General features: G+C 64.9%; 25 protein-coding genes. 7 read left to right on the forward strand and 18 right to left on the reverse strand.

All coding sequences use genetic code 11. The annotated features are described in order from the left end of the window. Positions 1 to 97: 97 nt before the first annotated feature. On the forward strand, positions 98 to 1042 hold the full coding sequence (locus tag WJT74_RS05665) for an NAD(P)H-dependent flavin oxidoreductase (protein WP_343347873.1): 945 nt from the start codon (positions 98 to 100) through the stop codon (positions 1040 to 1042). On the opposite strand, the gene WJT74_RS05670 is transcribed toward WJT74_RS05665, so the two are convergent. The 4 genes from WJT74_RS05670 to WJT74_RS05685 form a co-directional block, all read right to left on the reverse strand. Further along, entirely contained in the window at positions 1031 to 1465 is a 435-nt protein-coding gene (locus tag WJT74_RS05670) for an acyl-CoA thioesterase (RefSeq protein ID WP_343347876.1), read from the reverse strand. The two genes, WJT74_RS05665 and WJT74_RS05670, sit on opposite strands and share 12 nt — an antisense overlap. Further along, positions 1462 to 2607, reverse strand: coding sequence for an iron-containing alcohol dehydrogenase (locus WJT74_RS05675; protein WP_343347879.1), 1146 nt, complete (start codon positions 2605 to 2607; stop codon positions 1462 to 1464). The genes WJT74_RS05670 and WJT74_RS05675 overlap by 4 nt, the downstream gene beginning before the upstream one ends. A 10-nt stretch (positions 2608 to 2617) precedes the next feature. Next, positions 2618 to 3127, reverse strand: a complete 510-nt coding sequence (locus WJT74_RS05680; protein WP_343347881.1) for a DUF1465 family protein — start codon at positions 3125 to 3127, stop codon at positions 2618 to 2620. 74 nt (positions 3128 to 3201) lie between these two features. Further along, positions 3202 to 3399 carry a DUF465 domain-containing protein gene (locus WJT74_RS05685; protein WP_343347883.1) on the reverse strand — a complete coding sequence of 66 codons (198 nt, stop codon included), beginning with the start codon at positions 3397 to 3399 and terminating at the stop codon, positions 3202 to 3204. 136 nt (positions 3400 to 3535) lie between these two features. Here WJT74_RS05685 and WJT74_RS05690 point away from each other — a divergent pair, with 136 nt between their 5' ends. After that, the gene (locus WJT74_RS05690; RefSeq protein WP_343347886.1) at positions 3536 to 3691 is read left to right on the forward strand and encodes a YdcH family protein; all 156 of its coding nucleotides are present in this window, start codon (positions 3536 to 3538) and stop codon (positions 3689 to 3691) included. 87 nt (positions 3692 to 3778) lie between these two features. Here the strand turns inward: WJT74_RS05690 and dksA are convergent, their stop codons facing one another. Next, positions 3779 to 4246 (reverse strand): RNA polymerase-binding protein DksA, encoded by a 468-nt coding sequence (gene dksA / locus WJT74_RS05695; RefSeq protein WP_343347889.1) that lies wholly within the window; start codon positions 4244 to 4246, stop codon positions 3779 to 3781. A gap of 264 nt (positions 4247 to 4510) precedes the next feature. Between dksA and surE the strand changes: the two genes are divergently transcribed. Then, a complete protein-coding gene (gene surE / locus WJT74_RS05700) occupies positions 4511 to 5275 on the forward strand; it encodes a 5'/3'-nucleotidase SurE (protein WP_343347892.1) in 765 nt (254 codons plus the stop codon). Here surE and WJT74_RS05705 read toward each other — a convergent pair. Next, a complete protein-coding gene (locus WJT74_RS05705) occupies positions 5272 to 6000 on the reverse strand; it encodes a metallophosphoesterase family protein (protein ID WP_343347895.1) in 729 nt (242 codons plus the stop codon). The genes surE and WJT74_RS05705 overlap by 4 nt on opposite strands. A gap of 144 nt (positions 6001 to 6144) precedes the next feature. Here WJT74_RS05705 and WJT74_RS05710 point away from each other — a divergent pair, with 144 nt between their 5' ends. Next, positions 6145 to 7449 carry a UDP-glucose dehydrogenase family protein gene (locus WJT74_RS05710; RefSeq protein ID WP_343347898.1) on the forward strand — a complete coding sequence of 435 codons (1305 nt, stop codon included), beginning with the start codon at positions 6145 to 6147 and terminating at the stop codon, positions 7447 to 7449. Positions 7450 to 7461: 12 nt separating this feature from the next. On the opposite strand, the gene apaG is transcribed toward WJT74_RS05710, so the two are convergent. The 7 genes from apaG to WJT74_RS05745 form a co-directional block, all read right to left on the reverse strand. Further along, the gene (gene apaG, locus WJT74_RS05715; RefSeq protein ID WP_343347901.1) at positions 7462 to 7881 is read right to left on the reverse strand and encodes a Co2+/Mg2+ efflux protein ApaG; all 420 of its coding nucleotides are present in this window, start codon (positions 7879 to 7881) and stop codon (positions 7462 to 7464) included. Between the two features lie 11 nt (positions 7882 to 7892). Further along, a complete protein-coding gene (gene recO, locus WJT74_RS05720; protein WP_343347904.1) occupies positions 7893 to 8630 on the reverse strand; it encodes a DNA repair protein RecO in 738 nt (245 codons plus the stop codon). Positions 8631 to 8639: 9 nt separating this feature from the next. Beyond that, positions 8640 to 10577, reverse strand: a complete 1938-nt coding sequence (gene uvrC, locus WJT74_RS05725; RefSeq protein ID WP_343347906.1) for an excinuclease ABC subunit UvrC — start codon at positions 10575 to 10577, stop codon at positions 8640 to 8642. A 40-nt stretch (positions 10578 to 10617) separates the two neighbouring features. Then, positions 10618 to 11514, reverse strand: a complete 897-nt coding sequence (locus tag WJT74_RS05730) for a glycoside hydrolase family 16 protein (protein ID WP_343347908.1) — start codon at positions 11512 to 11514, stop codon at positions 10618 to 10620. A gap of 77 nt (positions 11515 to 11591) precedes the next feature. Then, positions 11592 to 12305 carry an aspartate/glutamate racemase family protein gene (locus tag WJT74_RS05735; RefSeq protein ID WP_343347910.1) on the reverse strand — a complete coding sequence of 238 codons (714 nt, stop codon included), beginning with the start codon at positions 12303 to 12305 and terminating at the stop codon, positions 11592 to 11594. A gap of 83 nt (positions 12306 to 12388) precedes the next feature. Continuing rightward, entirely contained in the window at positions 12389 to 13855 is a 1467-nt protein-coding gene (locus tag WJT74_RS05740) for an NAD(P)(+) transhydrogenase (Re/Si-specific) subunit beta (protein ID WP_343348106.1), read from the reverse strand. 173 nt (positions 13856 to 14028) lie between these two features. Beyond that, on the reverse strand, positions 14029 to 14313 hold the full coding sequence (locus WJT74_RS05745) for a proton-translocating transhydrogenase family protein (protein WP_343347913.1): 285 nt from the start codon (positions 14311 to 14313) through the stop codon (positions 14029 to 14031). A 141-nt stretch (positions 14314 to 14454) separates the two neighbouring features. On the opposite strand from WJT74_RS05745, the gene WJT74_RS05750 reads away from it, so the two are divergent. After that, on the forward strand, positions 14455 to 16767 hold the full coding sequence (locus WJT74_RS05750) for an EAL domain-containing protein (RefSeq protein ID WP_343347915.1): 2313 nt from the start codon (positions 14455 to 14457) through the stop codon (positions 16765 to 16767). 411 nt (positions 16768 to 17178) lie between these two features. Here WJT74_RS05750 and WJT74_RS05755 read toward each other — a convergent pair whose 3' ends face one another. Together WJT74_RS05755 and WJT74_RS05760 are read right to left on the reverse strand one after the other, a co-directional pair. After that, complete coding sequence (locus WJT74_RS05755; protein ID WP_343347918.1) at positions 17179 to 18354, reverse strand: NAD(P) transhydrogenase subunit alpha; 1176 nt, start codon at positions 18352 to 18354, stop codon at positions 17179 to 17181. Further along, positions 18351 to 18497: an aa3-type cytochrome c oxidase subunit IV gene (locus WJT74_RS05760; protein ID WP_343347920.1), complete on the reverse strand. Its 147-nt coding sequence runs from the start codon at positions 18495 to 18497 to the stop codon at positions 18351 to 18353. Before WJT74_RS05760 ends, WJT74_RS05755 begins: the two co-directional genes overlap by 4 nt. A 145-nt stretch (positions 18498 to 18642) precedes the next feature. Here WJT74_RS05760 and WJT74_RS05765 point away from each other — a divergent pair, with 145 nt between their 5' ends. Then, positions 18643 to 20079 (forward strand): sigma-54-dependent transcriptional regulator, encoded by a 1437-nt coding sequence (locus WJT74_RS05765; protein ID WP_343347922.1) that lies wholly within the window; start codon positions 18643 to 18645, stop codon positions 20077 to 20079. Positions 20080 to 20098: 19 nt separating this feature from the next. Beyond that, the gene (locus tag WJT74_RS05770) at positions 20099 to 20800 is read left to right on the forward strand and encodes an SDR family NAD(P)-dependent oxidoreductase (RefSeq protein ID WP_343347925.1); all 702 of its coding nucleotides are present in this window, start codon (positions 20099 to 20101) and stop codon (positions 20798 to 20800) included. On the opposite strand, the gene folP is transcribed toward WJT74_RS05770, so the two are convergent. The 3 genes from folP to WJT74_RS05785 form a co-directional block, all read right to left on the reverse strand. Beyond that, positions 20797 to 21873, reverse strand: a complete 1077-nt coding sequence (gene folP, locus WJT74_RS05775; RefSeq protein WP_343347927.1) for a dihydropteroate synthase — start codon at positions 21871 to 21873, stop codon at positions 20797 to 20799. The genes WJT74_RS05770 and folP overlap by 4 nt on opposite strands. 7 nt (positions 21874 to 21880) lie before the next feature. After that, a complete protein-coding gene (locus WJT74_RS05780) occupies positions 21881 to 23032 on the reverse strand; it encodes a site-specific DNA-methyltransferase (protein WP_343347929.1) in 1152 nt (383 codons plus the stop codon). Between the two features lie 175 nt (positions 23033 to 23207). Beyond that, the gene (locus WJT74_RS05785) at positions 23208 to 23792 is read right to left on the reverse strand and encodes a ribonuclease HII (protein WP_343347931.1); all 585 of its coding nucleotides are present in this window, start codon (positions 23790 to 23792) and stop codon (positions 23208 to 23210) included. Positions 23793 to 23794 lie beyond the last annotated feature (2 nt).

Below are 23794 nucleotides of genomic sequence, written 5' to 3' on the forward strand. Positions count from 1 at the left end.
GCTTAGACGAATGGGCGGGGGGGAGCCGCGAACGGCGCGGGGCTAGGCTTTTCGCGCCCGCCTGTTATGCGTTGCGAAACGCGACCGAGGAGCCTTCATGAGCCTGCCCCCCATCTTCGACACGCTGCGCATCCCCGTGATCGGCGCACCGCTCTTCATCATCTCGCATCCCGCGTTGGTGATCGCGCAATGCAAGGCGGGGATCGTCGGCAGCTTTCCGGCACTGAACGCCCGCCCCGCGAGCCAGCTCGACGAATGGCTGGCCGAGATCAGCGAGACGCTCGAGGCGCACAACCAGGCCAATCCCGACAATCCGGCGGCGCCCTTCGCGGTCAATCAGATCGTCCATCCGTCCAACACCCGATGGGAGGAAGACCTCAAGCTGTGCGAGAAATACAAGGTCCCGATCGTCATTACCTCGCTCGGTGCACGCGAGGAGCTGAATACGGCGGTGCACGGATGGGGCGGGATCACGCTCCACGACATCATCAACAACCGCTTCGCCAACAAGGCGCTGGAGAAGGGCGCCGACGGCCTGATCGCGGTCGCTTCCGGCGCGGGCGGTCATGCGGGCAATCTGTCGCCCTTCGCGTTGATCCAGGAGATCCGGGATTTCTTCGATGGCCCGCTCTTCCTGTCGGGCGCGATCGCACATGGCGGGGCGGTCCTCGCGGCGCAGGCGATGGGAGCCGATGGCGCCTATATCGGCTCACCCTTCATCGCCACGCACGAAGCGCGGGCGATGGACGACTATAAGCAGGAAATCGTCGACAGCGGCGCGGACGACATCGTCGGCTCGTCGCTCTTCACCGGGGTCTACGGCAATTATCTGAAAGGCTCGATCACCAAGGCCGGGATGGACCCCGACAATCTGCCGGAGAGCGATCCTTCGCAGATGAACTTCGGCGGCGCGAAGGCGTGGAAGGACATCTGGGGGTCGGGTCAGGGCATCGGTCGCGTGAAGGAAGTGATGGGCGCGGGCGACCTCGTCGCGAAACTCGCCGACGAATATGCCGACGCCAGAGCGCGGCTAGCCCGCTAGCGTCTCGTAGGCCGAACGCCAGTCGTCCGGCATCGACTTGGGGCGGCGCGTCCCGGCATCGACGATCACATGGGTGAAATGCCCCTCCGCTGCGGGCGTCGCTGCGCCCTCGGCGAACACGCCGAGATGCCACGTCAAGCTCGATCCGCCTAGACGGGCGATGCGGAGTCCGATCTCGACCTTCTGGGGATAGGCGAGCGGTGCGAAATAGCGGCACCCCGTCTCGACCACGAGCCCGATCGTCTCGCCCGCAATGTCGAGCATGCCGCGTTCGATCATCCACCCGTTCACCGCGCTGTCAAACCAGAAGTAATGAACGCTGTTGTTGACGTGGCCGTAAGGGTCGTTGTCGTTCCAGCGCGTCGCCTGAGGCGCAAAATGACGGTAATAACCGCGCGGACGCGGATCGGGCCGATCGCTCACCACGCCGCCTCGTAAAGGCGGGCGGCGTCGTCCTCATCGATAGGACAGGGATTGTTCACCAGCAGGCGTTGCTGCTTCATCGCCTCGCGCGCCAGCGTCGGGATATCCTCGCGCGGGATGTCGTGGTCGCGCAGCCGCGGCTTCAGACCGCTCGCGACGACCAGTTCCTCGAGCTTCGCGATCAGCCGCTGCGTGCGTCCCTGACTTGCCTCCCCTTCGCAGTCCGGGTCGATGATCGGGGCGAGTTCGGCGTACAGCTCGCGCGCCGCTTCGCTGTTATGCTCCAGCACCGGGCGCAGCATCAGCGCGTTCGAGAGGCCGTGCGGCAGGTGATAAAGCCCGCCAAGGGGATAGGCGAGCGCATGCACCCCCGCGACCGGTGCGTTGGCAAACGCCAGCCCCGCGAGATGCGCACCCAGCAGCATCGCCGCGCGGGCGTCCCGGTTGTCCGGCGTCTCGCACGCGGTCAGCAGATTGTCGGCGAGCAGCTTCAGCGCCTGTTTCGCCAGCATGTCGCTCAGCGGGTTCTTCGCCTTGGCCGATGTGAACGCCTCGATTGCGTGGACCATCGCGTCGATCCCCGTTGCGGCGGTCAGCGCTCGCGGTTTGCCGACCGTCAGCCCGGGATCGAGCGCCGCCCAGGTCGCACCGATCGCGCGGGCGTTGACCCCGCGCTTCTCTCCGCCCTCACAGGTGATGATCGACACGGGCGTGGCTTCCGAACCGGTCCCCGCCGTGGTCGGCACCAGTGCGAGGGGCAGCCCCTTCCCGCTCGCCTGCTCCACGCCCCAGATGTCGTCCAGATCATCTCCCGATCCGATCAGGTAGGCGGCCAGCTTGGCGACATCCATCGGGCTGCCTCCACCGAACCCGACGACGTGGGTGACCGCCGCCTCCGTGCCCATTCGCGTCGCCGCCTCGAGGGTATCGCGCGAGGGATCGGCCTCGACCGCGTCATAGACGTGAACCTCCTGACCAGCGGCCGCCATCGCATCGCGGAACGGAGCGGCCAGGCCGCTCTCGATCATGTGGGTGTCGGTGACGAACAGGCAGTCGCCCTCGGGCAGTGCCTCCGCGAGTCGCGGCGCCACATCCTCGCCGCCGAGGATGACCGGACCCGGATTGAATTGCCATTGTGCCATGGCGGCAAAGCTAGCGGTCGAGGCGTCCGTCCGACAAGTCCTGACGCAACCGCCCCATCAACTCGCGCGCCGGGCTCGGGGCCGCGCCGGGCTCGTGCGCCTGTTCGTCCAGCCGCTTGACCCGCTCGTAGAGATCGGCGCTCTCGCGTATCAGCCGTTGCGCCTGTTCGGGAAAATGTTCGACGAGGGCTTCGTCGAACGGGTTGGCATGGCCCAGGCGCCGCTCGATCACCGCGCTGCCGCCGCGGGCGATCTCCCCCGCCTCGACCGCCCGCTGGGTCAGCAGCCAGGCGACGATATGCATGATTCGCGTCGTGACCTTCAATGATTCGCAGGCGAATCCGACCCGCGCGGTGGCGACCAGCCCGTCGCGATCGACCCGCCCGGCCCCGTCGAAATAGGTCCGCGCCTCGTCGGCCAGCACCATCGCTTCGGTGTAGAGACTGTCGACCAGCCGCGGCGTCAGGCGCAATTCCTCGCCGTCACCCTTGTCGTTCGCCTGGTCCATCCGTTCGCCCATGCCTCCTTATGCCCCTTCAACGCACCGGACCCAAGGATCCGGTCCCTCCGATCCCGAAACGGGACGCCGCACCGTCACGCGATGATATCTGGCGTGGTGTCGTCGGCCAGCGCCGCAATCTCGTCCTTCAGTTTCAACTTCGCCTTCTTCAATCGCGCCAGCTCGAAAAGATCGCTGTTTCCCGCCCTTTCGGCGCGCGCGATTTCGGCATCGAGTCGCCGGTGTTCCGCGCGCATCGCGGCCAGCAGGACGAGAGGATCATCGTCGTTCATCGGACCTTCCTATCGCCAATGCACGGCGCGGTCACCGGCGCCGTTTCCGCGACGAGATTCGAGTCGGTATGGCGACTTTGCAAGTCTTCTGTGGTTTGATCGGTTCATCGACAACGACTCAGCGAAAGGACGTTCGATGGAAAATGCGCATGTCGCGGCTCTTAGCGAAAAGCATCACAAGCTGGACCACCAGATCGAAGTGGAAGAGCATCGCCCCCAGCCCGACACGGCCCTGATCCAGCGTCTGAAGCGAGAGAAATTACGACTGAAAGACGAAATCAGCGAGAGCTGACGCTTCACCGGGAGCGAATGCAAAGAAAAGGGGCCGCGCGATCCGACGATCGCGCGGCCCCTTTGATATTGGATCGGCAAGGAACGCTCAGTCGGTGCGTTCGTCGCGGCTCACGCGCTCGGTGCGCTCGTGCTTTTCCTGCGCCTCCAGGGTCATCGTCGCGATCGGGCGCGCCTCCAGACGCTGCAGCGAGATGGGATCGCCAGTCACGCTGCAATAGCCGTACTCGTCCGAATAAAGCCGACGGATTGCGGCGTCGATCTTCCCGATCAGCTTGCGCTGACGGTCGCGGGTCCGAAGCTCCAGGCTCCAGTCGGTCTCGCTCGACGCGCGGTCGGCGAGGTCGGGTTCGCGAAGGCTGTCGATCTGGAGCTGCGCGAGCGTGGCGCGGCTCTCTTCGACGATGGATTCCTTCCATTCCTTCAATTTCGCGAGGAAATAGGCGCGATGCCGGTCGCACATGAACTCTTCCTCGTTCGAGGGACGATAGTCGTCCTCGAGCGTGATTTCGTCGAATTTCGGTTCGCCGTTCAGGTCGTGAAGCGCCGTCGCCATTCAAACACCCTCCCAAGATCCAGTCCTGATCGTCCAGCGTGCGGGCCATGGCCCGCCCCTGTCGCCAGAGCGATTTTATGTCGGCATTCCCGTTACTTATGGGTGATGCCGATACCCCGCGTGCCCTGTAACTAGTTTTATATCCATTAACAAGCACTGACCTGTGGATAAGTCGGCGGTAGCGGACGACTGTTGCATCGCGGTTTCATGTTTCGCGCGGTCACAAGGCTTGCACCGCGACCCGGCGGCGGCGACAGTCGCTCCATGCGCATCCTTCTTACCAACGACGACGGCATCCACGCCCCCGGCTTTTCCGTGCTCGAGGAAATCGCCGCCCCCTTCGCGAGCGAACTGTGGGCGATCGCTCCGGCCGAGGAACAATCGGGCGCGGGGCACAGCCTCACGCTCCACTCTCCCCTCCGCATCCGCAAGCACGGGGATCGACGGTTCGCGGTCGCGGGCACCCCGACCGATGCCGTCATGCTGGCGCTCGGCCATCTGATGAAGGACAATCGGCCCGATCTCATCCTCTCAGGGGTCAACCGCGGCGCCAATCTGGGCGAAGACGTGACCTACTCGGGGACCGTCTCGGCGGCGATGGAAGGAACGCTCGCAGGCATTCCGGCCATCGCGCTCAGCCAGTGCAGCATGGCGCCGGGCACCAGCGACGGCGTCAAGTGGGACGCAGTTCGCGAATGGGCCCCCAAGGTTCTGGACCGGTTGATCGACGCCCTCCCCCCGCGCGGCACCTTGCTCAACGTGAACTTCCCCCCGCTGCCTGCCGACGAGGTGCGCGGCATCAAGGTGTGCGAACAGGGCTTTCGCGACATGTCGCGGCTGAAGGTCATCGAGCGCAAGGATCCGCGCGGGTTTCGCTACTATTGGTTCGGCACCGGCGAGACGGTCGAGACCCCCGGTCATCGCACCGACCTCGAAGTCATCGCCGACGGCTACGTCGCGGTTTCGCCGCTCCACCTCGACCTCACGCATCACGCCAGCCTCGAGAAATATCGCGGCCTATTCGCCTAGCTCGTCAGAAAATCGACCGCGTCGCCTTCGAGCCGTGCCGCGGTGAGCGTTCCGGACGCGTAGCATCCGGTGTCGAGACCGATGCGGTTCTTCTTCTTCTGGGGTTCCTCGCTGACCGTGTGGCCGTGGACGACGATCAGGCCGTGATCCTTCTTCGACGACAGGAAATCGTCGCGGATCCAGATCAGGTCACGTTCCTTTTGATCCTCCAGCGGGACGCCGGGCCGGATCCCCGCATGAACGAACAGATAGCGACCGATCTTCTTCGAGGTCTTAAGGGTGCGAAAGAAGTCGAGATGCGCGTCGGGGACGTGACGACTGATGAGCTTCTTGACCGACGGCGTATTGAACAACGCCTTCTTGTCGACGCCATAGCTTTCGAGCGTCTGGATGCCGCCATAGGCAAGCCAGCCCAGCGCCTTTCCCTCCAGTGCCTCGAGCATCGCCGCCTCGTGATTACCCTTCAGGAAAATCTGCCTGTCGCCCGGAAGATCGTCGCTCAGCAGCCGTTCGACGACACCCGCGCTGTCGGGCCCGCGGTCGATATAGTCGCCCAAAAAGACGATCGTCGATTTGCCCTCATAGCCATCGAGGTCCTTCGCGATGCGTTTCAGCAACCGCTTCAGCTCCTTGTCGCACCCATGCACGTCGCCGATCGCATACACGCGCTTGCCGGGTTTGAGCGCAGGTGTGGGATCGGGGGTCGAAGACGTGTGTTTGGCCATCGGCCCACCATGCCGACGGCGCGGGGTGCGATCAATGCGTGTGACGGAAGACGACCGACCTTGCCCGGCGATCTTGCCCGCGTGGTCGCCAGCGCGTAGGGCGGGCGCCGACTTGTGGATCGTTCGCTTCCCAGGAGAGCAAAGTTGAGAATCGTCGTTATCGGAACCGGTTACGTGGGCCTCGTTTCGGGCGCCTGTTTCGCCGATTTCGGGCACCAGGTGACCTGCGTCGACAAGGATCCCAAGAAGATCGAGATGCTCGAGGATGGCGTCATGCCGATCTGGGAACCGGGTCTGGAACGCCTGGTCGAAGCCAACGTGACCAAAGGACGGTTGACCTTCACCACCGAACTCGCGCCCGCGCTGCCGGAGGCCGATGCGGTGTTCATCGCGGTCGGCACCCCCTCGCGCCGCGGCGACGGTCATGCCGATCTCACCTATGTCTTCGCCGCGGTGGAGGAACTGGCGCAGGCGCTGAAGCACCCCGTGGTCGTCGTCACCAAGTCGACCGTTCCCGTCGGGACCGGCGACAAGATCGCCGCGATTCTGAAGGAAGAAGGCGCGCCTGAAGGCTGCACCGTTGCCTCGAATCCCGAATTCCTCCGCGAAGGCGCCGCCATCGCGGACTTCAAGCACCCCGACCGCATCCTCATCGGCGCCGATGACGATGGCGCCCGCACGGTGCTGCGCGAAATCTACCGCCCGCTCTTCCTCAACAAGGCCCCAATGCTCTTCGTTAGCCGCCGCACGGCCGAGCTGACGAAATATGCCGCGAACGCCTTCCTCGCGACCAAGATCAGCTTCATCAACGAGATGGCCGACCTGTGCGAAGCCGTCGGAGCGGACGTGCAGGACGTCGCGCGCGGCATCGGGCTCGATAACCGCATCGGTCCCAAGTTCCTCCACGCCGGCCCCGGTTATGGCGGAAGCTGCTTTCCCAAGGACACGCTGGCGCTGCTCAAGACTGCCGAGGAAGCCGGCGTCGATAGCAAGATCGTCAGTGCGGTCGTGAAGGTGAACGACGATCGCAAGAACGCCATGGCGGCGCGCGTCGAGAAAGCCCTGGGCGGCAGTGTGTCGGGCAAGACCATCGCCGTCCTCGGCCTGACCTTCAAACCCAACACCGACGACATGCGCGACGCGCCGTCGATCCCGCTCGTCAACATGCTCTGCGAGAGTGGCGCGACCGTTCGCGCCTTCGATCCGGTCGGTATCGACATGGCGAAGAAGCATATGCCCGACGGCGTGCACTATGCCGAGAATGCCGAGGCGGCGACCGACGGCGCCGACGTCTTGGTCATCGTCACCGAATGGGACGAATTCCGTGCCCTCGACCTCGCCGGCATCGCCGATCGCATGAACGGCAATCAACTGGTCGATCTGCGCAACATCTACGACGCTGCGGAGGCCGAACGGGCAGGCTTCGTCTATACCGGTATCGGTCGGTAGAAACCCGGCGGTTCAGGCGCGCGCACTGTCCAGTTCGAACAGGGGGATGGCGACCTCGAACCCCTTGCCCTCGGCATCGATGAGCTGGAAACTGCCGACCATCGAGCCTTCGGACGTGTCGAGCGGGCATCCCGAGACGTAATCGTGGCTGCCCCCCGGCGCGATCACCGGCATCTCGCCGACCACGCCTTCGCCCCGCACTTCGTGCCGCACACCCAGACCATCCTTGATGACCCAGTGCCGGCTGATCAGTTGCACCGGCTGATCGCGTCCGTTCTCGATCCGCACATGATAGGCCCAGAACCAGCGATTGTCCGCGGGCGAGGATTGCTCGGGCATGAAATTCACGCTGACCCTGACGGTGACGTCGCCCGTCGTCGCCGAATAGGGAAAAAAGGCCTCGAGCGTACCGGAGAGCGGAGTTTCGGTCATCGCCCCCGAGGCTAGGCGAGTCCGGCCGCACGGCGCAAGCGCGTAAGCAGCCGTTCTCTCGCATCGAGCGCTCGTGCCGCACGATCGGTCAGGAGATCGCGCTCGATGAAATGGCCCGAAAGGGTCAGGCCGTCGAGGATCGCGGGCCACTCTCCCGCCCCGCCTTCGAACAGGAACGCGGGCAAGGGCAGCAGCTTGTCGCCATAGGGTTCGGCCGCCCCCCGGCTCACGGCGCGGCCCGAACGGGGGCTGACCGCGACCAAGTCGTCGGCTTCACCCGTCACCGCGCACCCGGACAGGTCGAGCCCGTAGCCAAGTTCGGAGAGCAAAAGCAGTTCGAACCGCACCAGCCCGCTCGCCCATTCCCGCGCCGCGGCCGCACTGGCGACGGCATCGAGCAGCGCGGCGAAGCCGTCGGCGATCGCGGGATAGGGTTGGCGCTCGGGCAGGCTACTGGCGACCAGCGCGCAGCTCCATTCGATCGCCGCCGCAGGGAGCGGCTCGCCGAGGAGCGGCCCGCGCGACACCACCAGTTCGACGCTCGCTTGCGGCAGTTCGTTCTCGCTGCGTGCCGACAGATCGAGACGGACGATGTTTCCCGGCAGGAGAGTCGGCCCCATTCGCCGACCGTGCGCCCCGCGCACATAAGCTGCGACCAGCCCCTCGTTCCGCGACAGGCCGCGCACCACCGCACCACGTTCGCCATGATCGCGAACCGCGACGATGATCGCGTCGAGGCTCAGCCGCATCGGCTCGTCCTACCCGCGCGGATGGAAATAATCGTAGACCTGCCGCGCGACCGCCTTGCTGATTCCCGGCGCCCGCTCGAGATCCTGCAGTCCCGCCGACTTGACCGCCTTGGCCGTCCCGAAATGCATCAGCAGCGAGCGTTTGCGATTGGGGCCGACGCCCGGCACATCGTCGAGGGTCGATCCGGTGAAACTCTTCGCGCGCTTCTGGCGGTGCGATCCGATCGCGAAGCGGTGCGCCTCGTCGCGGAGCCGCTGGAGGTAGAAGAGAAGCGGCGCGTTGGTCGGAAAGGTAATTTCGCGCCCGCCCGGCAAATGGAACACCTCGCGCCCCGCGTTGCGGTCGGGGCCCTTGGCGACACCGACGACCGGCACGTCCTCGACGCCCGCTTCCTCCATGATCTGCATCACGCTCGACAACTGCCCCTTGCCCCCGTCGATCAGCAGCAGGTCGGGCCAGTCACCCTTTTCGCGCGTGGGATCTTCCTTGGCGAGGCGCGCGAAACGGCGGGTCAGAACCTCCTTCATCATCCCGAAATCATCGCCAGGCGTGATGTCGGACTTGATGTTGAACTTGCGATAATTGTTCTTCTTGAAACCCTCGGGTGTCGCCACGATCATCGCGCCGACCGCGTTCGTGCCCATGATATGGCTGTTGTCGTAGACCTCGATCCGCTCGGGCGGGTCTTCTAGTTCGAACGTATCGGCGAGGTCGCGCAGCAGCTTGGCCTGCGTCGTCGTCTCGGCCATCCGGCGGTCGAGCGCTTCCTCGGCGTTGCGGCGCGCCTGCTCGATCAGCTTGCGGCGTGGACCGCGCTGCGGCTGCGTCACCACGACCTTTCGTTCGGCGCGTTCGCTCAACGCTTCGGCGATCAGTTCGTGCTCGGCCGGCAAGTCGTCGACGAGCACGGCCTTGGGCGGCGGCACCTCCTCGTAGAACTGCATCAGGAAGTCGGCCATGACCTCGGCGGGCTCCAGCCCTTCGATATGCGTCGGGAAGAAGGCCCGGTGTCCCCAGTTCTGCCCACCGCGGATGAAGAAGGCCTGCACGCATAGCGTCCCCGCCTTGCGCGCGGCGGCGAACACGTCGGCATCACCCAGTCCCTCGGCATGAATGGTCTGCGACCCCTGGATGTAGGTGAGCGAGCGCAGCCGGTCGCGGTAGATGGCGGCGAGTTCGAAGTCCTGCTTCTCCGCCGCCGCCGCCATCTGCTTGCCGAGCTTGTCCTGGACGCCCGTCGACTTGCCCGCGAGAAACGCCTTCGCGTCGGCCACGTCGGCGGCATAATCCTCAGGACTGATCCGCCCCACGCACGGCCCAGAACAGCGCTTGATCTGATAGAGCAGGCAGGGCCGGTCGCGCCCGCGGAAGAAGCCATCCGAACAACTGCGCAGCTGGAAGATCTTCTGCAGGCCGTTCAGCGTCTTGCGCACCGATCCCGCGCTGGCGAACGGCCCGTAATATTGCCCCTTGGTCCGCCGTGCGCCGCGATGCAGACGCACCTGCGGAAAGTCATGATCCTCGCGCAGCAGGATGAAGGGGAAACTCTTATCGTCGCGGAGCAACACGTTGTACGGCGGACGGAAGCGCTTGATCAGTTGCGCTTCGAGCAGCAGCGCCTCGGCCTCGGTCTGGGTCGTGACGATGGTCATGGAGCGCGTCTGCGCGACCATCCGCTGGAGACGCTTGGAGAGCTGTTTGACCTGCGTGTAGTTGACGACCCGCGATTTCAGCGCCCGCGCCTTGCCCACGTAAAGGACGTCGCCGCGCTCATCGAGCATCCGATAGACACCCGGGCGGCCCGGCAGCGTCCGCACCGTATCGCGGATCGCCTTCACCCCCGCGTCGAGATCGGGCTTGCCCGCCCCCTTGACGGTCGCGGTAGCCTTTTCCTCGTCGAAACGCTCTTTCGCGTCCGGTCTGTCGGGTCGATCCGCCTTGCTCACCCCAGCGAAGATAGGCGGCGCGGCGTGCTTTTTCGAGGGACTATTCGCGCCCCCACACGCGAACCCAATCGACCGCCATCTCCGGTTCGCCGCGCTGGATCGCCTCCAGCGTCGACTGGGGCAGGCCGTAATAGGGTGCGTCGATATTATTGACCTTCGCCGGATAGACGCCGCCGACCGCGAAATTGAGGATGAGATATTTGGGGTTGTCGTAGGACCAGCGCCCCAACTCCTCGATCTCGGGCTTCGTGATCCGCCAGTAGGCACGGTCGTCGACCAGGAAGGTCATGTCGGTCGGTGTCCATTCGACGGCATAGCGATGCCAGCCCGTCACGTCCTCGCCGTCGGGAAAGTAGAAGCGTCTCACCGGTGCTTCCTCGCCCGCATAGCCGGGACCGTGGACGGCGACGCCGATCCAGTCCTTCTCGCCGACATATTCCAGCACGTCGATCTCGCCCGTGTCGGGCCACTGTCCGTTGCCCAGCAACCACCAGGCGGGCCACACGCCGCGGTGATCGGTCATCTTGATGCGCGCCTCGGCGCGGCCATAGGCAAAATCGAACTTGCCCTTGGAGTTGATCCGTCCGGAGACGAAATCGGCCGTTCGGCGCTCCGACTGTTCCGCCCCGGCGCGATACTCGGGCTTGAGCACCAGGACGCCGCCATCGGCGCCCGGCATGGCGGAGCGGAAGGAGATGACTCCCGGCTCATCGACATAGACCTGAAGCTCGTCGTTCACCCAGAAGTCGGGCCCTTCGACGTTCCACTTCGCCCGGTCCAGCGTGCCAGCGTCGAAATCGTCCTCGAACAGGATCGTGCGGGCACTGTCGACCGGCGCGGTCCCGATGATTTCTCCGGCCAGCGGACGCGTGTCGGTGGTGGCGGCACACCCCGCCAGCAGCAGGCTCGTCATTCCGATTGCAAGCGTCCGGATCATGCGGGCTCTCCTTCCCTTGTGAACGTTCACAAGGAATGTGCCCCACGAAATCGCCGCTGTCCAGAGACGCGCAACCCTCAGGCGGGGGCGGCGTCCTTCTCGTCCTCGAGCAGCCAGTCGACCGCCGCCGCCGCATGGATCGCGGTGCTGTCGTAGACCGGAAGCACGTTGGCCCGCGCATCGACCGCCAGCACCAGCTCGGTACAGGCGAGGACGACCCCATCGGCCTTCTGCTTGTCGAGTTCGGTGATCACACTCTTCAACTCGCGCTGGCTGTTGCGGGTCACGATCCCCTTGGCGAGCTCCTCGAAGATGATGCCGTCGACGGTGTCGATCACCGGTTCGGGCAATTCCATCACCTCGAACCCCGCGGCCTCGTAACGCTCGCGCGCGAACCCCTCGCTCATCAGGATCCGCGTCCCCAGCAGCGCGATGCGCTGTCGCTCGTCCTCCTTCAACCGCGCGGTCACGGCATCGGCGATGTGAAGGATCGGCAGATCGGTCGCTTCGGCGACGTCGTCGGCGTAGCGGTTGGTCGTGTTCGACGCGATCAGGATCGCTTCCGCCCCGCCGGCTTTCAGCGCCTCGCCCGCCGCCACGATCCGCCGCCCCGCGCGCTTCTTCTGCCCCGCACGCTGCAACTTGGCGTAGGGCGCCAGGTCGATGCTTTCGATCAGCAGCCGCGCGGAATGGAGCCCGCCCATCCGCCGCGCGACGCCCTCGTTGATGTGACGATAGTAGAGCGCGGTCGAGTTCCAGCTCGTCCCGCCGATGATCCCCAGTTTGCGCACGTGCTGCGAAGCTCCCCTTGCCCCCGCGACCGGGGCAATCCGGCTGGGGGCTTTAACCCAGTAAGCGGTTGAATGATGGCCCCTTAGTCGAGCTTTTTGACGATTTCCTCAACCATTTTCTTGGCATCGGACAGAAGCATCATCGTCTGGTCGCGAAAGAACAGCTCGTTCTCCACCCCGGCATAGCCCGCTCCGCCCATCGACCGCTTGATGAACAATGTCGTGCGCGCCTTTTCCACGTCGAGCACCGGCATGCCGTAGATCGGCGAGGATTTGTCGGTCTTGGCGCTGGGATTGGTCACGTCATTGGCACCGATGACGAAGGCGACGTCCGCCTGCGCGAATTCGCTGTTGATGTCTTCCAGCTCGAACACCTCGTCGTACGGCACGCTGGCCTCGGCGAGCAGCACGTTCATATGCCCCGGCATCCGACCGGCGACGGGATGGATCGCATATTTGACCTCGACGCCCTTCTCCTTGAGCAGATCGACCATTTCGCGCAGGGCATGCTGCGCCTGTGCCACCGCCATCCCGTATCCGGGAACGATGATGACCTTGTCGGCCTGGCCCAACATGAAAGCGGCGTCCTCGGCGCTGCCCTGCTTGTAGGGACGATCGATCGCAGGGCCCGTGTCGCCGCCGCCCCCGCTGTCCTGACCGAAGCCGCCGGCGATCACGCTGATGAAGCTGCGGTTCATCGCCTTGCACATGATGTAGGAAAGGATCGCACCCGACGATCCGACCAGCGCGCCGGTAATGATCATCGCGCTGTTGCCGAGCGTGAAACCCATCGCCGCGGCCGCCCAGCCCGAATAGCTGTTCAGCATGCTGACGACGACCGGCATGTCCGCCCCGCCGATGGGGATGATCAGCAGGAATCCGACGAGAAACGCCAGAACGGTGATCGCGATGAAGAGTTCGGGGGAGGCGAACATCGCGGTCGCGAAGATGCCAGTCAGCACGACGATCGCAACGAGCGTGCCCAGGTTGATGACATGGCGCGCGGGAAGCAGGATGGGCGAACCGCTCATCCGTCCCGACAGCTTGGCGAAGGCGATGACGCTACCGGAAAAGGTGATCGCGCCAATGGCGACGCCCAGCGCCATCTCGATCCGGCTGACCGTGCCGATGGCGAAGTCGGACGTGCCCCCGACGGGGACGAGAAGTCCGAACGCCTCGGGGTTCATGAAGGCAGCCCAGCCGACCAGGACCGCGGCAAGACCGACAAGACTGTGGAACGCGGCGACCAGCTCGGGCATCGCGGTCATCGCGATGCGCCGCGCAATGGTCAGACCGATCGCGGCGCCGATCGCGATCGCGCCCAGGATCGGGCCCAGGACGGACCAGTCGATCTCTGTCCCTTGAATCGTGATTGTGCCGTCGACGACAGGCTCTGTCATGCGACGCGGCAAGTGGGTGACCATCGTCACGACCACCGCGATCGCCATGCCGACCATGCCGTAGGTATTTCCCTTCCGACTGCTCGCCGGGCTCGAAAGGCCGCGGAGCGCAAGGATGAAGCAGACGCCCGCGATCAGATAGGCGAGCATGACCCAGCCGGGCACGGGGACATCGTGTCGCGACAGCGATTCTGCCGTGCCGTCGTACCGGTCGAGCATCGCTTCGCATTGCGCGACGGTGATGTCGGCGGAGCATTCGACCGCGAAGGCGGGTTCGGGCAACAGGATCGCGGCCGCGATGGCAAGGATCAGGAAACGCAGCATCACTTGCGCTCCTTCTTCCTGTACATAGCCAGCATCCGCTGGGTCACCGCGAAGCCGCCGAAGATGTTGATGCTCGCCAGCACGACGCCGACGAGGCCGAGCCATTTGGCGATCGCATTCCCGCTCGCCGCCGCCGCGATCAGCGCCCCGACGATGATGACGCTGGAAATCGCGTTGGTCACCGCCATCAACGGCGTGTGCAGCGCCGGGGTGACCGACCAGACCACGTAATAGCCGACGAAACAGGCCAGCACGAAGATCGACAGGATCGAGATGAAATCCACTTGGGCGCCCCTCCGATTGAACGCGCGACCATGGCAAGGCGCGTCGCACGTGTCGAGGGGCCAGCGACACCGCCGCCGGGCAAGCGGTTAACCGCATTGGGGTTTCCCTTTTGATAACCTTTCTATGGGACAAGCGTCGTCATGGCGACAAATGCCCCCACCCGCCGCGGCGTCGACGACCGCAAGTCGGCTGCCGGCAAGGCCCCCAAGCTGTTCGTATGGACGGTGCTGGCGGCGCTGTTGGTGGGACTGCTGGAACTGGGATTGCCTCTCGACGACGCCGGACGCAGCCTTCGCAACTTGATGCACAAGGAAAGCGCCAGTGGCGATATCGTACTCATCAAGGTCGACAAGGAGAGCCTTGATGCAATCGGTGCCTACAACCCTTGGCCGCGGGAGGTCTTTGCCGAGATCATCGAAGAAGCCAACGCCCTCGGCACGGAGCAGATTTTCTTCGACATGGTGTTTGCAGGAAGATCTTCTTCGGACGACGTTCTGGAAAAGGCCCTGCTTGACGCCCGAAACGTGACCATCGCCGCCACCGAAAACCGTGTCGTGGACGATAGTGTATCGTCGCTGGAGCTTCCGGAAGAACAATTCGAACGCGCGGCCGATCTCGGATCCATCAACGCCTATTTCAACTTCCAGTCCGCAGCGTGGCAACTGGCGTATACAGACCAGATAGGCTCGCGAGCCATCCCGACCTTCGCATCCAAGATGGCAGGCGTCAGAGGCGAGGTGGGGGAAAACTTTCTGATCGATTACTCGATCCAACCCCAGAGCGTCCCGTCGATCAGTGTCGTCGATCTCCTTGAAGGCCGTGTCGATCGCGCCGTGCTGGAAGGCAAGACGGCGATTGTCGGCATCGCAGTGATGCAGTTGGGCGACCAGGTGTACCTTCCGGGGACGGGACGGCGACCGGGCGTCTATGTACAGATTCTAGGGGCGGAAACTTTGAAAAAGGGTCGCCCTATTGATCTCGGCTGGCTACCGGCGGTTATCGTCGGCATTGTTGCGCTAGCAATCGCATGTTGGTCGACCAACGTGGTGACACGTTTCGTCGTTCTTGGCGCCACACCCTTCGCGCTGTTCTTCACGGCGATCGCACTTGAGATGCACCTGATATTCGTCGAGCTTTTCGCGGGTATTTTCGCCGTTCTCGTTGGCCTATCGGTGTTCACTTGGCGCTTCTTCCGCAGCCGAGGATACGTCAACGCTCTTACCAATCTGCCGAATCTCGCCGCGCTCCGCAGCGAGAAAAGCGGCAACGACAAGCCGCTGATCGCGGCGCGGGTCCACAACTTCGCCGAAATCAGCTCGACCCTCAACGCTGATGGCGAGAAGCGACTGGTCGAACAGATTGCCGCGCGTCTGGCGCTGGGGCGCCACAGCGGTTGGAAACTCTACCAGGGCGACGAGGGAATTTTTGCGTGGTTCGTCGATCCTCATACGGCTGTCGCGAACCATCTCGAGGCGCTGCACGCGCTTTTCCGTAGTCCGGTGACCGTAGAAGGACAGCCGTTCGACGTAGCGGTCAGTTTCGGCGTGGAAATGGGCTCGGGACGCAGTCTCGCCAGTCGGCTGAACAGCGCGCTCGTTGCTGCCGACGAGGCCGAGAACGACGCCATCAAGTGGAAGTATCACGACCCCGCACGTCTCGAAAGCACGCCCTGGAAGCTGTCTATGCTGTCGCAGCTCGAGGACGCAATCGAGAACGGCGAAGTCTGGATCGCACTTCAGCCCAAGGTCGAGCTCAAGAACCAGCGCGTCGTCGGCGCGGAAGCGCTCGCGCGGTGGACCCACCCCGAAAAGGGGCCGATCAGCCCGCTCGAATTCGTCGCAGCGGCGGAACAGAGCGACCGCATCGGGAAACTCACCCATTTCGTGCTTGAGGAAGCGGGCAAAGCGGCGGTGCGCCTTCGGCGGATCGAGCCCAAGTTCTCCGTAGCGGTCAATCTGTCCGCCCGTATGCTCAATGATCGCCATCTCACGGGACATGTTCTCTCGATGCTCGATCGATACGATCTCCCGCCCGAGGCCCTGACTCTGGAACTGACGGAAACCGCTGCGCTCGCCGGTACGGGCGCAGACATCGAGTTGCTCTCGCAGCTTCGCTCGATCGGCATCAATATCTCGATCGACGACTATGGTACCGGCCTGTCGACGCTCGACTACCTCAAGCGCGTGCCGGCCAACGAGCTCAAGATCGACCAGAGCTTCATTCGCGCCATGCGCGACAACCGATCCGACATGATCATGGTCCAGTCGACCATTGCCCTTGCCCACTCGCTCGGCCGCACGGTTGTGGCAGAAGGAGTGGAGGACAAGCAGGTCCTCGAGCAGCTCATTCAGCTCGACTGCGATCAGGCGCAGGGCTTTGCGGTGGGCCGCCCGATGACCCTCAAGGAACTCGATCGTCGCCTGACGCGCGAACGCGACCGTCGCGCTGCCTGACCTCTATCCCTAGCGAACACTGTTGACCGTTTCTCGCTGGTAACGACCCGGCGATACGGCAGTTCTTCGCACTCCTTCCTCTCTGCAATCCGCCAATCCGTGAGCACCACCGTGCGGAAACGATCAGCACGCTGAAGTAGGCATTATAGTAAATTCCTTGCTTACCATTCCTATTAAGGTTAATACTGTTCCTGCACTAGGGCATGTCGCCCGCAACTAGGGGACGAAAAATGGTAAAGAAGATCGAAGGCCGTAAAGGCTTCTGGGACTGGGTACTCGGCGGTGGCTGGGGTTCGACCGGCGGCGCTGGCTAAGTCCTCGCTACAATCAAAAGATTGACCCGGCTTCGGTCGGGTTTTTCTTTGCCTTCAGTCGGTTAGCCGACATTGGATCGAGCGGCACACCGCTCGATCATCCCATGGCGCGAAGGCGCTCATGGACGATCTTTCCGCCCTTCGTCAGGCGGATCCCGGCGACGATCTCGTCATCGTCGGGCAACACGAGCCACGGCGAATCACCCGCCGAATCGCTGTGCGCATCCTCTTCCGATTCGGCACTCGACTCCTCGATGAATGCGAGCAGGAAATTGGCGATGTTCCGCGAATAGAGTGCAGCGGCATCGCTCGCGAGCGCGCGCGCGGGCTGTACAGGCCCCATGATCTGGACCCCGTGGCGTTCGACCGTCGCGCCCGCCGTACATCCCTCGACGTTGCCCCCCGCTTCGGCCGCGAGATCGACCACCACGCTGCCCGCCCGCATCGTCGAAAGCTGCGCATCGCTGATCAGCCGCGGCGCCGGCCGCCCGGGAATGAGCGCGGTCGTGATGACGATGTCCTGTTTGGCGAGATGGTTCGAGACCAGTTCGGCCTGCGCCTTGCGATACTCCTCCGAGGTCTCGCCGGCATAACCGCCCTGCCCCTCGCCCTCGATCCCCTCGACATCCTCGACGAAGATCGGCTTGGCGCCGAGCGACTGGATCTGTTCCTTCGTTGCCGATCGCACGTCCGTGGCACTGACCTGCGCGCCGAGCCGCGTGGCGGTCGCGATCGCCTGCAAACCCGCCACGCCCACGCCCATGACGAACACCCGCGCGGGGCTGATCGTCCCGGCCGCGGTCATCATCATCGGAAAGGCGCGCCCGTAGAGATGCGCGGCGTCGATGACCGCCTTGTATCCCGCCAAGTTCGATTGCGAGGACAGGATATCCATCGATTGCGCGCGGGTGATGCGCGGCATCCATTCCATCGCCAACGCTTCGATCCCGGCCTTCGCATAGGCCTCGATCGTGTCGCCGCGCGTCGCTGGCGACAGTGAGCCGATCAGCAGTGCGCCGCTCTTCGCTCCCGCCAGGTCGGCGGGCGGCGGTCCCTGAACGACCAGGATCGCGTGCGCATCGGCGATGGCTTCCTCGCGCGACACGATGGTCGCGCCGGCGTCCTCGAAGGCTGCGTCGGAAAAGCCCGCTCGCTCGCCCGCGCCCCGTTCGACCGCGACCCGCGCGCCCTTGGCGACAAGCTTTCCGACGGTTTCGGGGATGGCCGCGCAGCGCGGCTCGTCCTGCGCTTCCTTGAGGACTCCGAGCTTCATCCGGCGATGATGATCATGACGACGATGACGATCGGAATCACGATATAGATCGACCATTTGAGCAGCGTCAGAAACAGCGACCAGCTCGAATTATGTTCGTCGTAATCCATTTCCGTGGCGGTCGGATATTTCTTCTCGGCCATTGAGGGTCCCTTTTCTGCTGCCCGTCGGCATTTTCGCGCTTCTTCTATCAACCGCGCGGCCCTGCCCACAAGCCCCCACGACACCGCAATCTTAACCGCCCTTTCATCGCTTTGCGTTAAGCCGACGGGAATAAAGGAGACGCCCATGCGCGACGACACGCCCCGCTCGCTGTTGCTTTTGGACTCGGACGCCGACGAACGGCGCCTGGTCTCGAAGGTCGCGCAGCGTGCCGAATGGATGGTGGTGGGCGCCGCCGACCTGTCGACCGCGATCGCGCTGCTGCAGGGGCCGCACGGGCGCGAAGTACGGGCGGCGGTCCTGTCGAGCTGGACGCTCGGCGACGGCTCCGAACGGATCGAGGCATTGCGCGACGTGGCGCCCGACCTTCCGGTCATCGTCCTGGCCGCCGGTGGCGACGTCAGCGTCGCGGTCGACGCGATGCGCGCCGGCGCGAGCGATTTCCTGACCAAGCCCGTCACCCCCGAGCGTCTTCTCGAAGCCCTCGACACCCATGCGGACCGTCGCCGACCCGCGGGCGAGCTGGCACCCATTTCCGAAAAGATCGACGCACCGCTGGAGCTCGAGCAGCTGGTCGGCTCCTCTCCGGGGCTCCGCGCTGCCCAGGCCGTCGCCGCAAAGGCCGCGCGCAACCGCCTTCCGGTGTTCATCTGCGGCGAACCCGGCACCGGCAAGGAAACCTTCGCCCGCGCCATTCACCAGGCAAGCCTTCGCGCCGCTTCTGCGCTCGTCGTACGCGACGCGAAGCTGACCAGCCCCAACGCCATCGACAGCGAACTGTTCGGCCATGCGGAAGGGGCGTTTCCCGGCGCCTTCACCGAGAAGACCGGCGCCCTCGTCGATGCGCATGAAGGCACGCTGCTCCTCAAACATGTGAACCGCCTTCCCCCACGGACGCAGAACCTGCTCGACCGTGCGCTCGCAACGGGCGAGGTGCGCCCGCTCGGCACCAACGGTTCCTCCAGCGTCGACGTGCGGCTGATCGTCACCGCCGAAGGCCCGCTGTCGCTCGACTTCGATGACCGATTGAAGGAGCGGATCGAGGCGACTGCGGTCGTCCTCCCGCCGCTGCGCGAACGTTCCAGCGACATTCCCGCGCTCGCGCGTCACTTCCTCGCCCGCATTGCCGAACAACCGGGCATGCGCCCGCTCGCGATCGACAACGACGCGCTCGCCGTCCTCATGCGCTACGGTTGGCCGGGCAATCTGCGTCAGCTCGCCAGTGTGCTGTTCCGCGCGGCGGTCGCTTGCGAGGGCGCCAGCCTCACCGCCGAGGACTTTCCCCACATCGCGATCCAGTCAAGCTTCACCAAGCGGCGCAGCGACGCGCGACCGACGCTTTCGGCCCACGGTTCCGAACAGGCCCTGCGGGGCTCGGGTCCGGTGACCGTCTTCGACGACGAAGGGCACATCCGCCAGCTGTCGGAGATCGAGGCAGACCTCATCCGCCTCGCCATCGGTCACTATCGCGGACGCATGACCGAAGTTGCCCGCCGGCTCGGCATCGGACGCTCGACCCTCTACCGCAAGCTCGGCGATCTCGGAATCGACACCGCCGCCTGACGCCGCTAGCGAAACGGGCATGACCCGCATCCTCATCACCGGCGCCGCGAGCGGCATCGGCAAGGCCTGCGCCGAACATTTCGATACGGCGGGGGCCGACCTCGTCCTCGTCGACCGCAATCGCGACGCCCTCGCCAAGGTCGCGGGCGAACATGAACATCACATCGCCGATGTCGCCGATGCCGGCTTCTGGTCCCGTCTCGATCCCGGTCCGCTCGACGGGGCGATCGTCAATGCGGGGATCGGCAGCGCCGCTCCGATTACGGACCTTACGTTCGAGGATTGGCGAAAGGTCATGGCGGTCAACCTCGACGGCGCGTTCCTTACCCTGCAGGCGGCGCTCCGGCACGCCACCGAGGAGGCGAGCATCGTCACGATCGCTTCTGCCAGCGGACTGAAAGCGATCCCGCAAACGGCCGCCTACGGAACGAGCAAGGCGGCCCTGATCCACCTGACCAAGGTCGCCGCCGCGGAGGCCGCATCGCGCCGGATCCGCGTCAACGCCATCGCGCCGGGGGGCGTCGACACGCCGATCTGGGACCCAATGGTCGACCCAGCACAGGGCAGGGAGAAATTCATGCGGGCGATGGAGGCGACCGTGCCGATCGGACGCTATGCCCAACCAGACGAAATCGCGCGTCAGGCGGCCTTCCTGATGAGCGAGGCCGCCGCGACCATTACCGGCAGCGTCCTCGTCTGCGACGGTGGGTTCACTCTCTAGACCCGCGGCGTCAGCGCCTGGTCCTTGAGGCCGCGCCAGACCTTCAGCGCCTGGACCGTTTCGGGAACGTCGTGCACGCGAACGATCTGCGCGCCCTGGTCCGCCGCCTTCAGCGCGAGCGCCAGGCTCCCTGCCAGCCGTCGGTCGGCCGGGGCCTCGTTCGACAGCGCGCCGATCATCCGCTTCCGGCTCGCTCCCAGCAGCACGGGACATCCGAGGCCGTGAAACATCGCCAGCTGGTTCATCAGGTCGAGATTGTGCGCGATCGTCTTGCCGAACCCGATCCCCGGGTCGACGATGATCCGCGACCGGTCGATCCCCGCCGCCTCCGCCCGCGCGATCCGATCCTCCAACCACAGCCACACGTCCGCTGCGACATCGTCGTAGGTCGGATTGTCCTGCATCGTCGTGGGATCGCCCTGCGCGTGCATCAGCACCACCGGCACCCCCGCCTTGGCGACCACATCAGCCGATCGTTCGTCCCAACCCAGCGCCGAAACGTCATTCACAAGGTGGACGCCCGCCTCGATCGCCGCTTCCATCACCGCGGCCTTGCGGGTGTCGATGCTGACCGCATTGCCACCGCGCGCCAGCCGCTTGATCAGCGGCACGACCCGGTCGATCTCGTCGCCTTCCCACACGGTCTGTGCCCCCGGGCGCGTGCTTTCTCCGCCGATATCGAGGATCGCCGCCCCCGCGCCCGCCATGTCGGCCCCCGCGAACGCCGCCGCGTCCAGATCTTCGTAAGCACCGCCGTCCGAAAAGCTGTCGGGCGTCGCGTTGATGATCCCCATCACCCGCGGCTGATCGAGCGGAATAGTCCGCTCGCCCAGCATCAGCGGTGGGCGCGGCGCGGTGATCCGCTGCCACTGTGCCGCCATGTCCTCGTCGAAGCGATCCTCGATCCCCTCGACCGGCACCAGATCGCTTCCCGCTCGCCGGTTGGCATCGTCGAGCGCGATCAGCTCGACGCTCGCAAACCACAACAGGCCGCCCGCCAGTCGCGCGACCTTGCCGTCATGCCCGAACGGGGCATCGACGAACCCCGTCGGCCGAAGAATCGTGCGTGTCACGGGCGGCTCAGGCCAGCGCCTTCAGATGCCGCTGCCGCAACGTGTCGAGCGCCACCCAATCGCCGCCATCCTCGACCTGCCAGAAGGTCCAGCCGTTGCAACTCGGCGCCCCCTGCACCGTCTTGCCGACTTGGTGGATGGACCCCTGCACCTCGCCGCAAATGACCGATCCGTCCATCCCGACGACCGCCCGCCAACGGGCCTTGCCGTCCTGGAGCACCGTCCCGGGAGCGATCATCCCGTTCTCGACCAGCTGGCCGAAGGCGACCCGCGGCGCGGCGCGTTTCTCGGCCATGGTGACCATCGCGCTTTCGTCGAGCGGCATCTCCGCCTCGATCCGCTCCTGCGCCGCGGCGATATAATCCTTCTCGCGCTCGATCCCGATCCAGCGTCGGCGCAGCCGCTTGGCGACCGCCCCGGTCGTCCCGGTGCCGAAAAAGGGGTCCAGCACCACGTCGCCGGGCTTCGTGCAGGCCAGAAGCACCCGATACAGAAGCGCTTCGGGCTTCTGCGTCGGATGAACCTTGTCGCCGCCATCGTCCTTCAGCCGTTCGCCGCCCGAGCAGATCGGGATCGACCAGTCCGAGCGCATCTGAAGATCGTCGTTCAACCCCTTCATCGCGCGATAGTTGAAACGATAGCGCGCCTTCTCGCTCTTGGCGCACCAGAGCAATGTCTCGTGCGCATTGGTGAAGCGGGTGCCGCGGAAATTGGGCATCGGGTTGGTCTTGCGCCAGACGATGTCGTTGAGGATCCAGTAGCCGAGGTCCTGCAGGATCGCACCGCACCGGAAGATATTGTGATAGCTGCCGATCACCCAGATCGCGCCGTCGTCCTTCAGGATCCGCCGCGCTTCGGCCAGCCAGTCGCGGGTGAAATCGTCATATTGCGCAAAACTCTCGAACCGGTCCCATTCGTCATCGCAGGCATCGACCTTCCCGCCCTCGGGTCGCAACAGGTCGCCGCCCAGCTGGAGGTTGTAGGGCGGGTCGGCGAAGATCAGGTCCACCGACTTGTCCGGCATGCGGGCCATGTGCGCGATGCAATCGCCCTGCAGGATCCGGTCGAGCGGGAGCGCCCGGGGCTTCGCCTTGCGCCGTTGCGGCTTCACCGCCAGTTCGGGAGCACACCAGGCTTCGATCGGGGTCAGGTCGGTCATGCCCACCGGCGTGAGTCATCGTGTCGCGCCGGTCAAGATTCCGACGCGAATCCAGCCAGATGACGACGCTTTCGCCTGTGGATAACTTTTGGCCGAAACCACAACATCTTGAGTCCGATGCTCCCGGCCGGACTCAACCCCTAGTGGGTGTGGCGCAAAAGACTCGGACCGAAAACTAAAGCAGATGAAGTTGCGCGACCGGCGCGAAACTGCGGCGATGAATGGGGCTCGGACCCCGGCTGCGCAGTGCCTGAAGATGTGCCGCCGTGCCGTAGCCTTTGTGCTGTCCGAACCCGTATCCGGGGTGCACGACCTCATAATTCGCCATCATCTCGTCGCGGCGATGCTTGGCGACGATCGAGGCTGCGGCGATGCACTTCTCGCGCGCGTCGCCGCCCACGATCGCCCGGGCTCCGCCCCACCGCCATTCGGATCGACGTCCGGCGGGAGTCATGTTCCCGTCGATCAGGATTTCCGCCGGATCGCAGCCCAGCGCCTCGCAGCATTGCGCGACCGCCCTGCTCATCGCCAGCATGGTCGCCTGGAAGATGTTGAGCGCGTCGATCTCTTCGACGCTGGCCAGGCCGATGCCATATTTGCATCGCTCCTCGATCCGCCCCGCCAGCACCGCCCGCCGCTCCGGCGACAGCTTCTTGCTGTCGTCCAGTCCGCGGATCGGCTTGCCGCACAGGTGGACCGCCGCCGCCACGACCGGCCCCGCAAGGGGTCCCCGCCCCGCTTCGTCGACGCCGACGATCATGG

Origin of the sequence: Sphingomicrobium sp. XHP0239 (assembly GCF_039555325.1) — a bacterium.
Lineage (GTDB): Bacteria > Pseudomonadota > Alphaproteobacteria > Sphingomonadales > Sphingomonadaceae > Sphingomicrobium > Sphingomicrobium maritimum.

Coding starts and splice junctions, on each gene's coding strand:
- WJT74_RS05665 (WP_343347873.1), top strand. CDS start 98: ATGAGCCTGCCCCCCATCTTCGACACGCTGCGCATCCCCGTGATCGGC.
- WJT74_RS05675 (WP_343347879.1), bottom strand. CDS start 2,607: ATGGCACAATGGCAATTCAATCCGGGTCCGGTCATCCTCGGCGGCGAG.
- WJT74_RS05680 (WP_343347881.1), bottom strand. CDS start 3,127: ATGGGCGAACGGATGGACCAGGCGAACGACAAGGGTGACGGCGAGGAA.
- WJT74_RS05685 (WP_343347883.1), bottom strand. CDS start 3,399: ATGAACGACGATGATCCTCTCGTCCTGCTGGCCGCGATGCGCGCGGAA.
- WJT74_RS05690 (WP_343347886.1), top strand. CDS start 3,536: ATGGAAAATGCGCATGTCGCGGCTCTTAGCGAAAAGCATCACAAGCTG.
- dksA (WP_343347889.1), bottom strand. CDS start 4,246: ATGGCGACGGCGCTTCACGACCTGAACGGCGAACCGAAATTCGACGAA.
- surE (WP_343347892.1), top strand. CDS start 4,511: ATGCGCATCCTTCTTACCAACGACGACGGCATCCACGCCCCCGGCTTT.
- WJT74_RS05705 (WP_343347895.1), bottom strand. CDS start 6,000: ATGGCCAAACACACGTCTTCGACCCCCGATCCCACACCTGCGCTCAAA.
- apaG (WP_343347901.1), bottom strand. CDS start 7,881: ATGACCGAAACTCCGCTCTCCGGTACGCTCGAGGCCTTTTTTCCCTAT.
- recO (WP_343347904.1), bottom strand. CDS start 8,630: ATGCGGCTGAGCCTCGACGCGATCATCGTCGCGGTTCGCGATCATGGC.
- WJT74_RS05730 (WP_343347908.1), bottom strand. CDS start 11,514: ATGATCCGGACGCTTGCAATCGGAATGACGAGCCTGCTGCTGGCGGGG.
- WJT74_RS05740 (WP_343348106.1), bottom strand. CDS start 13,855: ATGCTCGCCTATCTGATCGCGGGCGTCTGCTTCATCCTTGCGCTCCGC.
- WJT74_RS05750 (WP_343347915.1), top strand. CDS start 14,455: ATGGCGACAAATGCCCCCACCCGCCGCGGCGTCGACGACCGCAAGTCG.
- WJT74_RS05755 (WP_343347918.1), bottom strand. CDS start 18,354: ATGAAGCTCGGAGTCCTCAAGGAAGCGCAGGACGAGCCGCGCTGCGCG.
- WJT74_RS05760 (WP_343347920.1), bottom strand. CDS start 18,497: ATGGCCGAGAAGAAATATCCGACCGCCACGGAAATGGATTACGACGAA.
- WJT74_RS05765 (WP_343347922.1), top strand. CDS start 18,643: ATGCGCGACGACACGCCCCGCTCGCTGTTGCTTTTGGACTCGGACGCC.
- WJT74_RS05770 (WP_343347925.1), top strand. CDS start 20,099: ATGACCCGCATCCTCATCACCGGCGCCGCGAGCGGCATCGGCAAGGCC.
- WJT74_RS05780 (WP_343347929.1), bottom strand. CDS start 23,032: ATGACCGACCTGACCCCGATCGAAGCCTGGTGTGCTCCCGAACTGGCG.
- WJT74_RS05785 (WP_343347931.1), bottom strand. CDS start 23,792: ATGATCGTCGGCGTCGACGAAGCGGGGCGGGGACCCCTTGCGGGGCCG.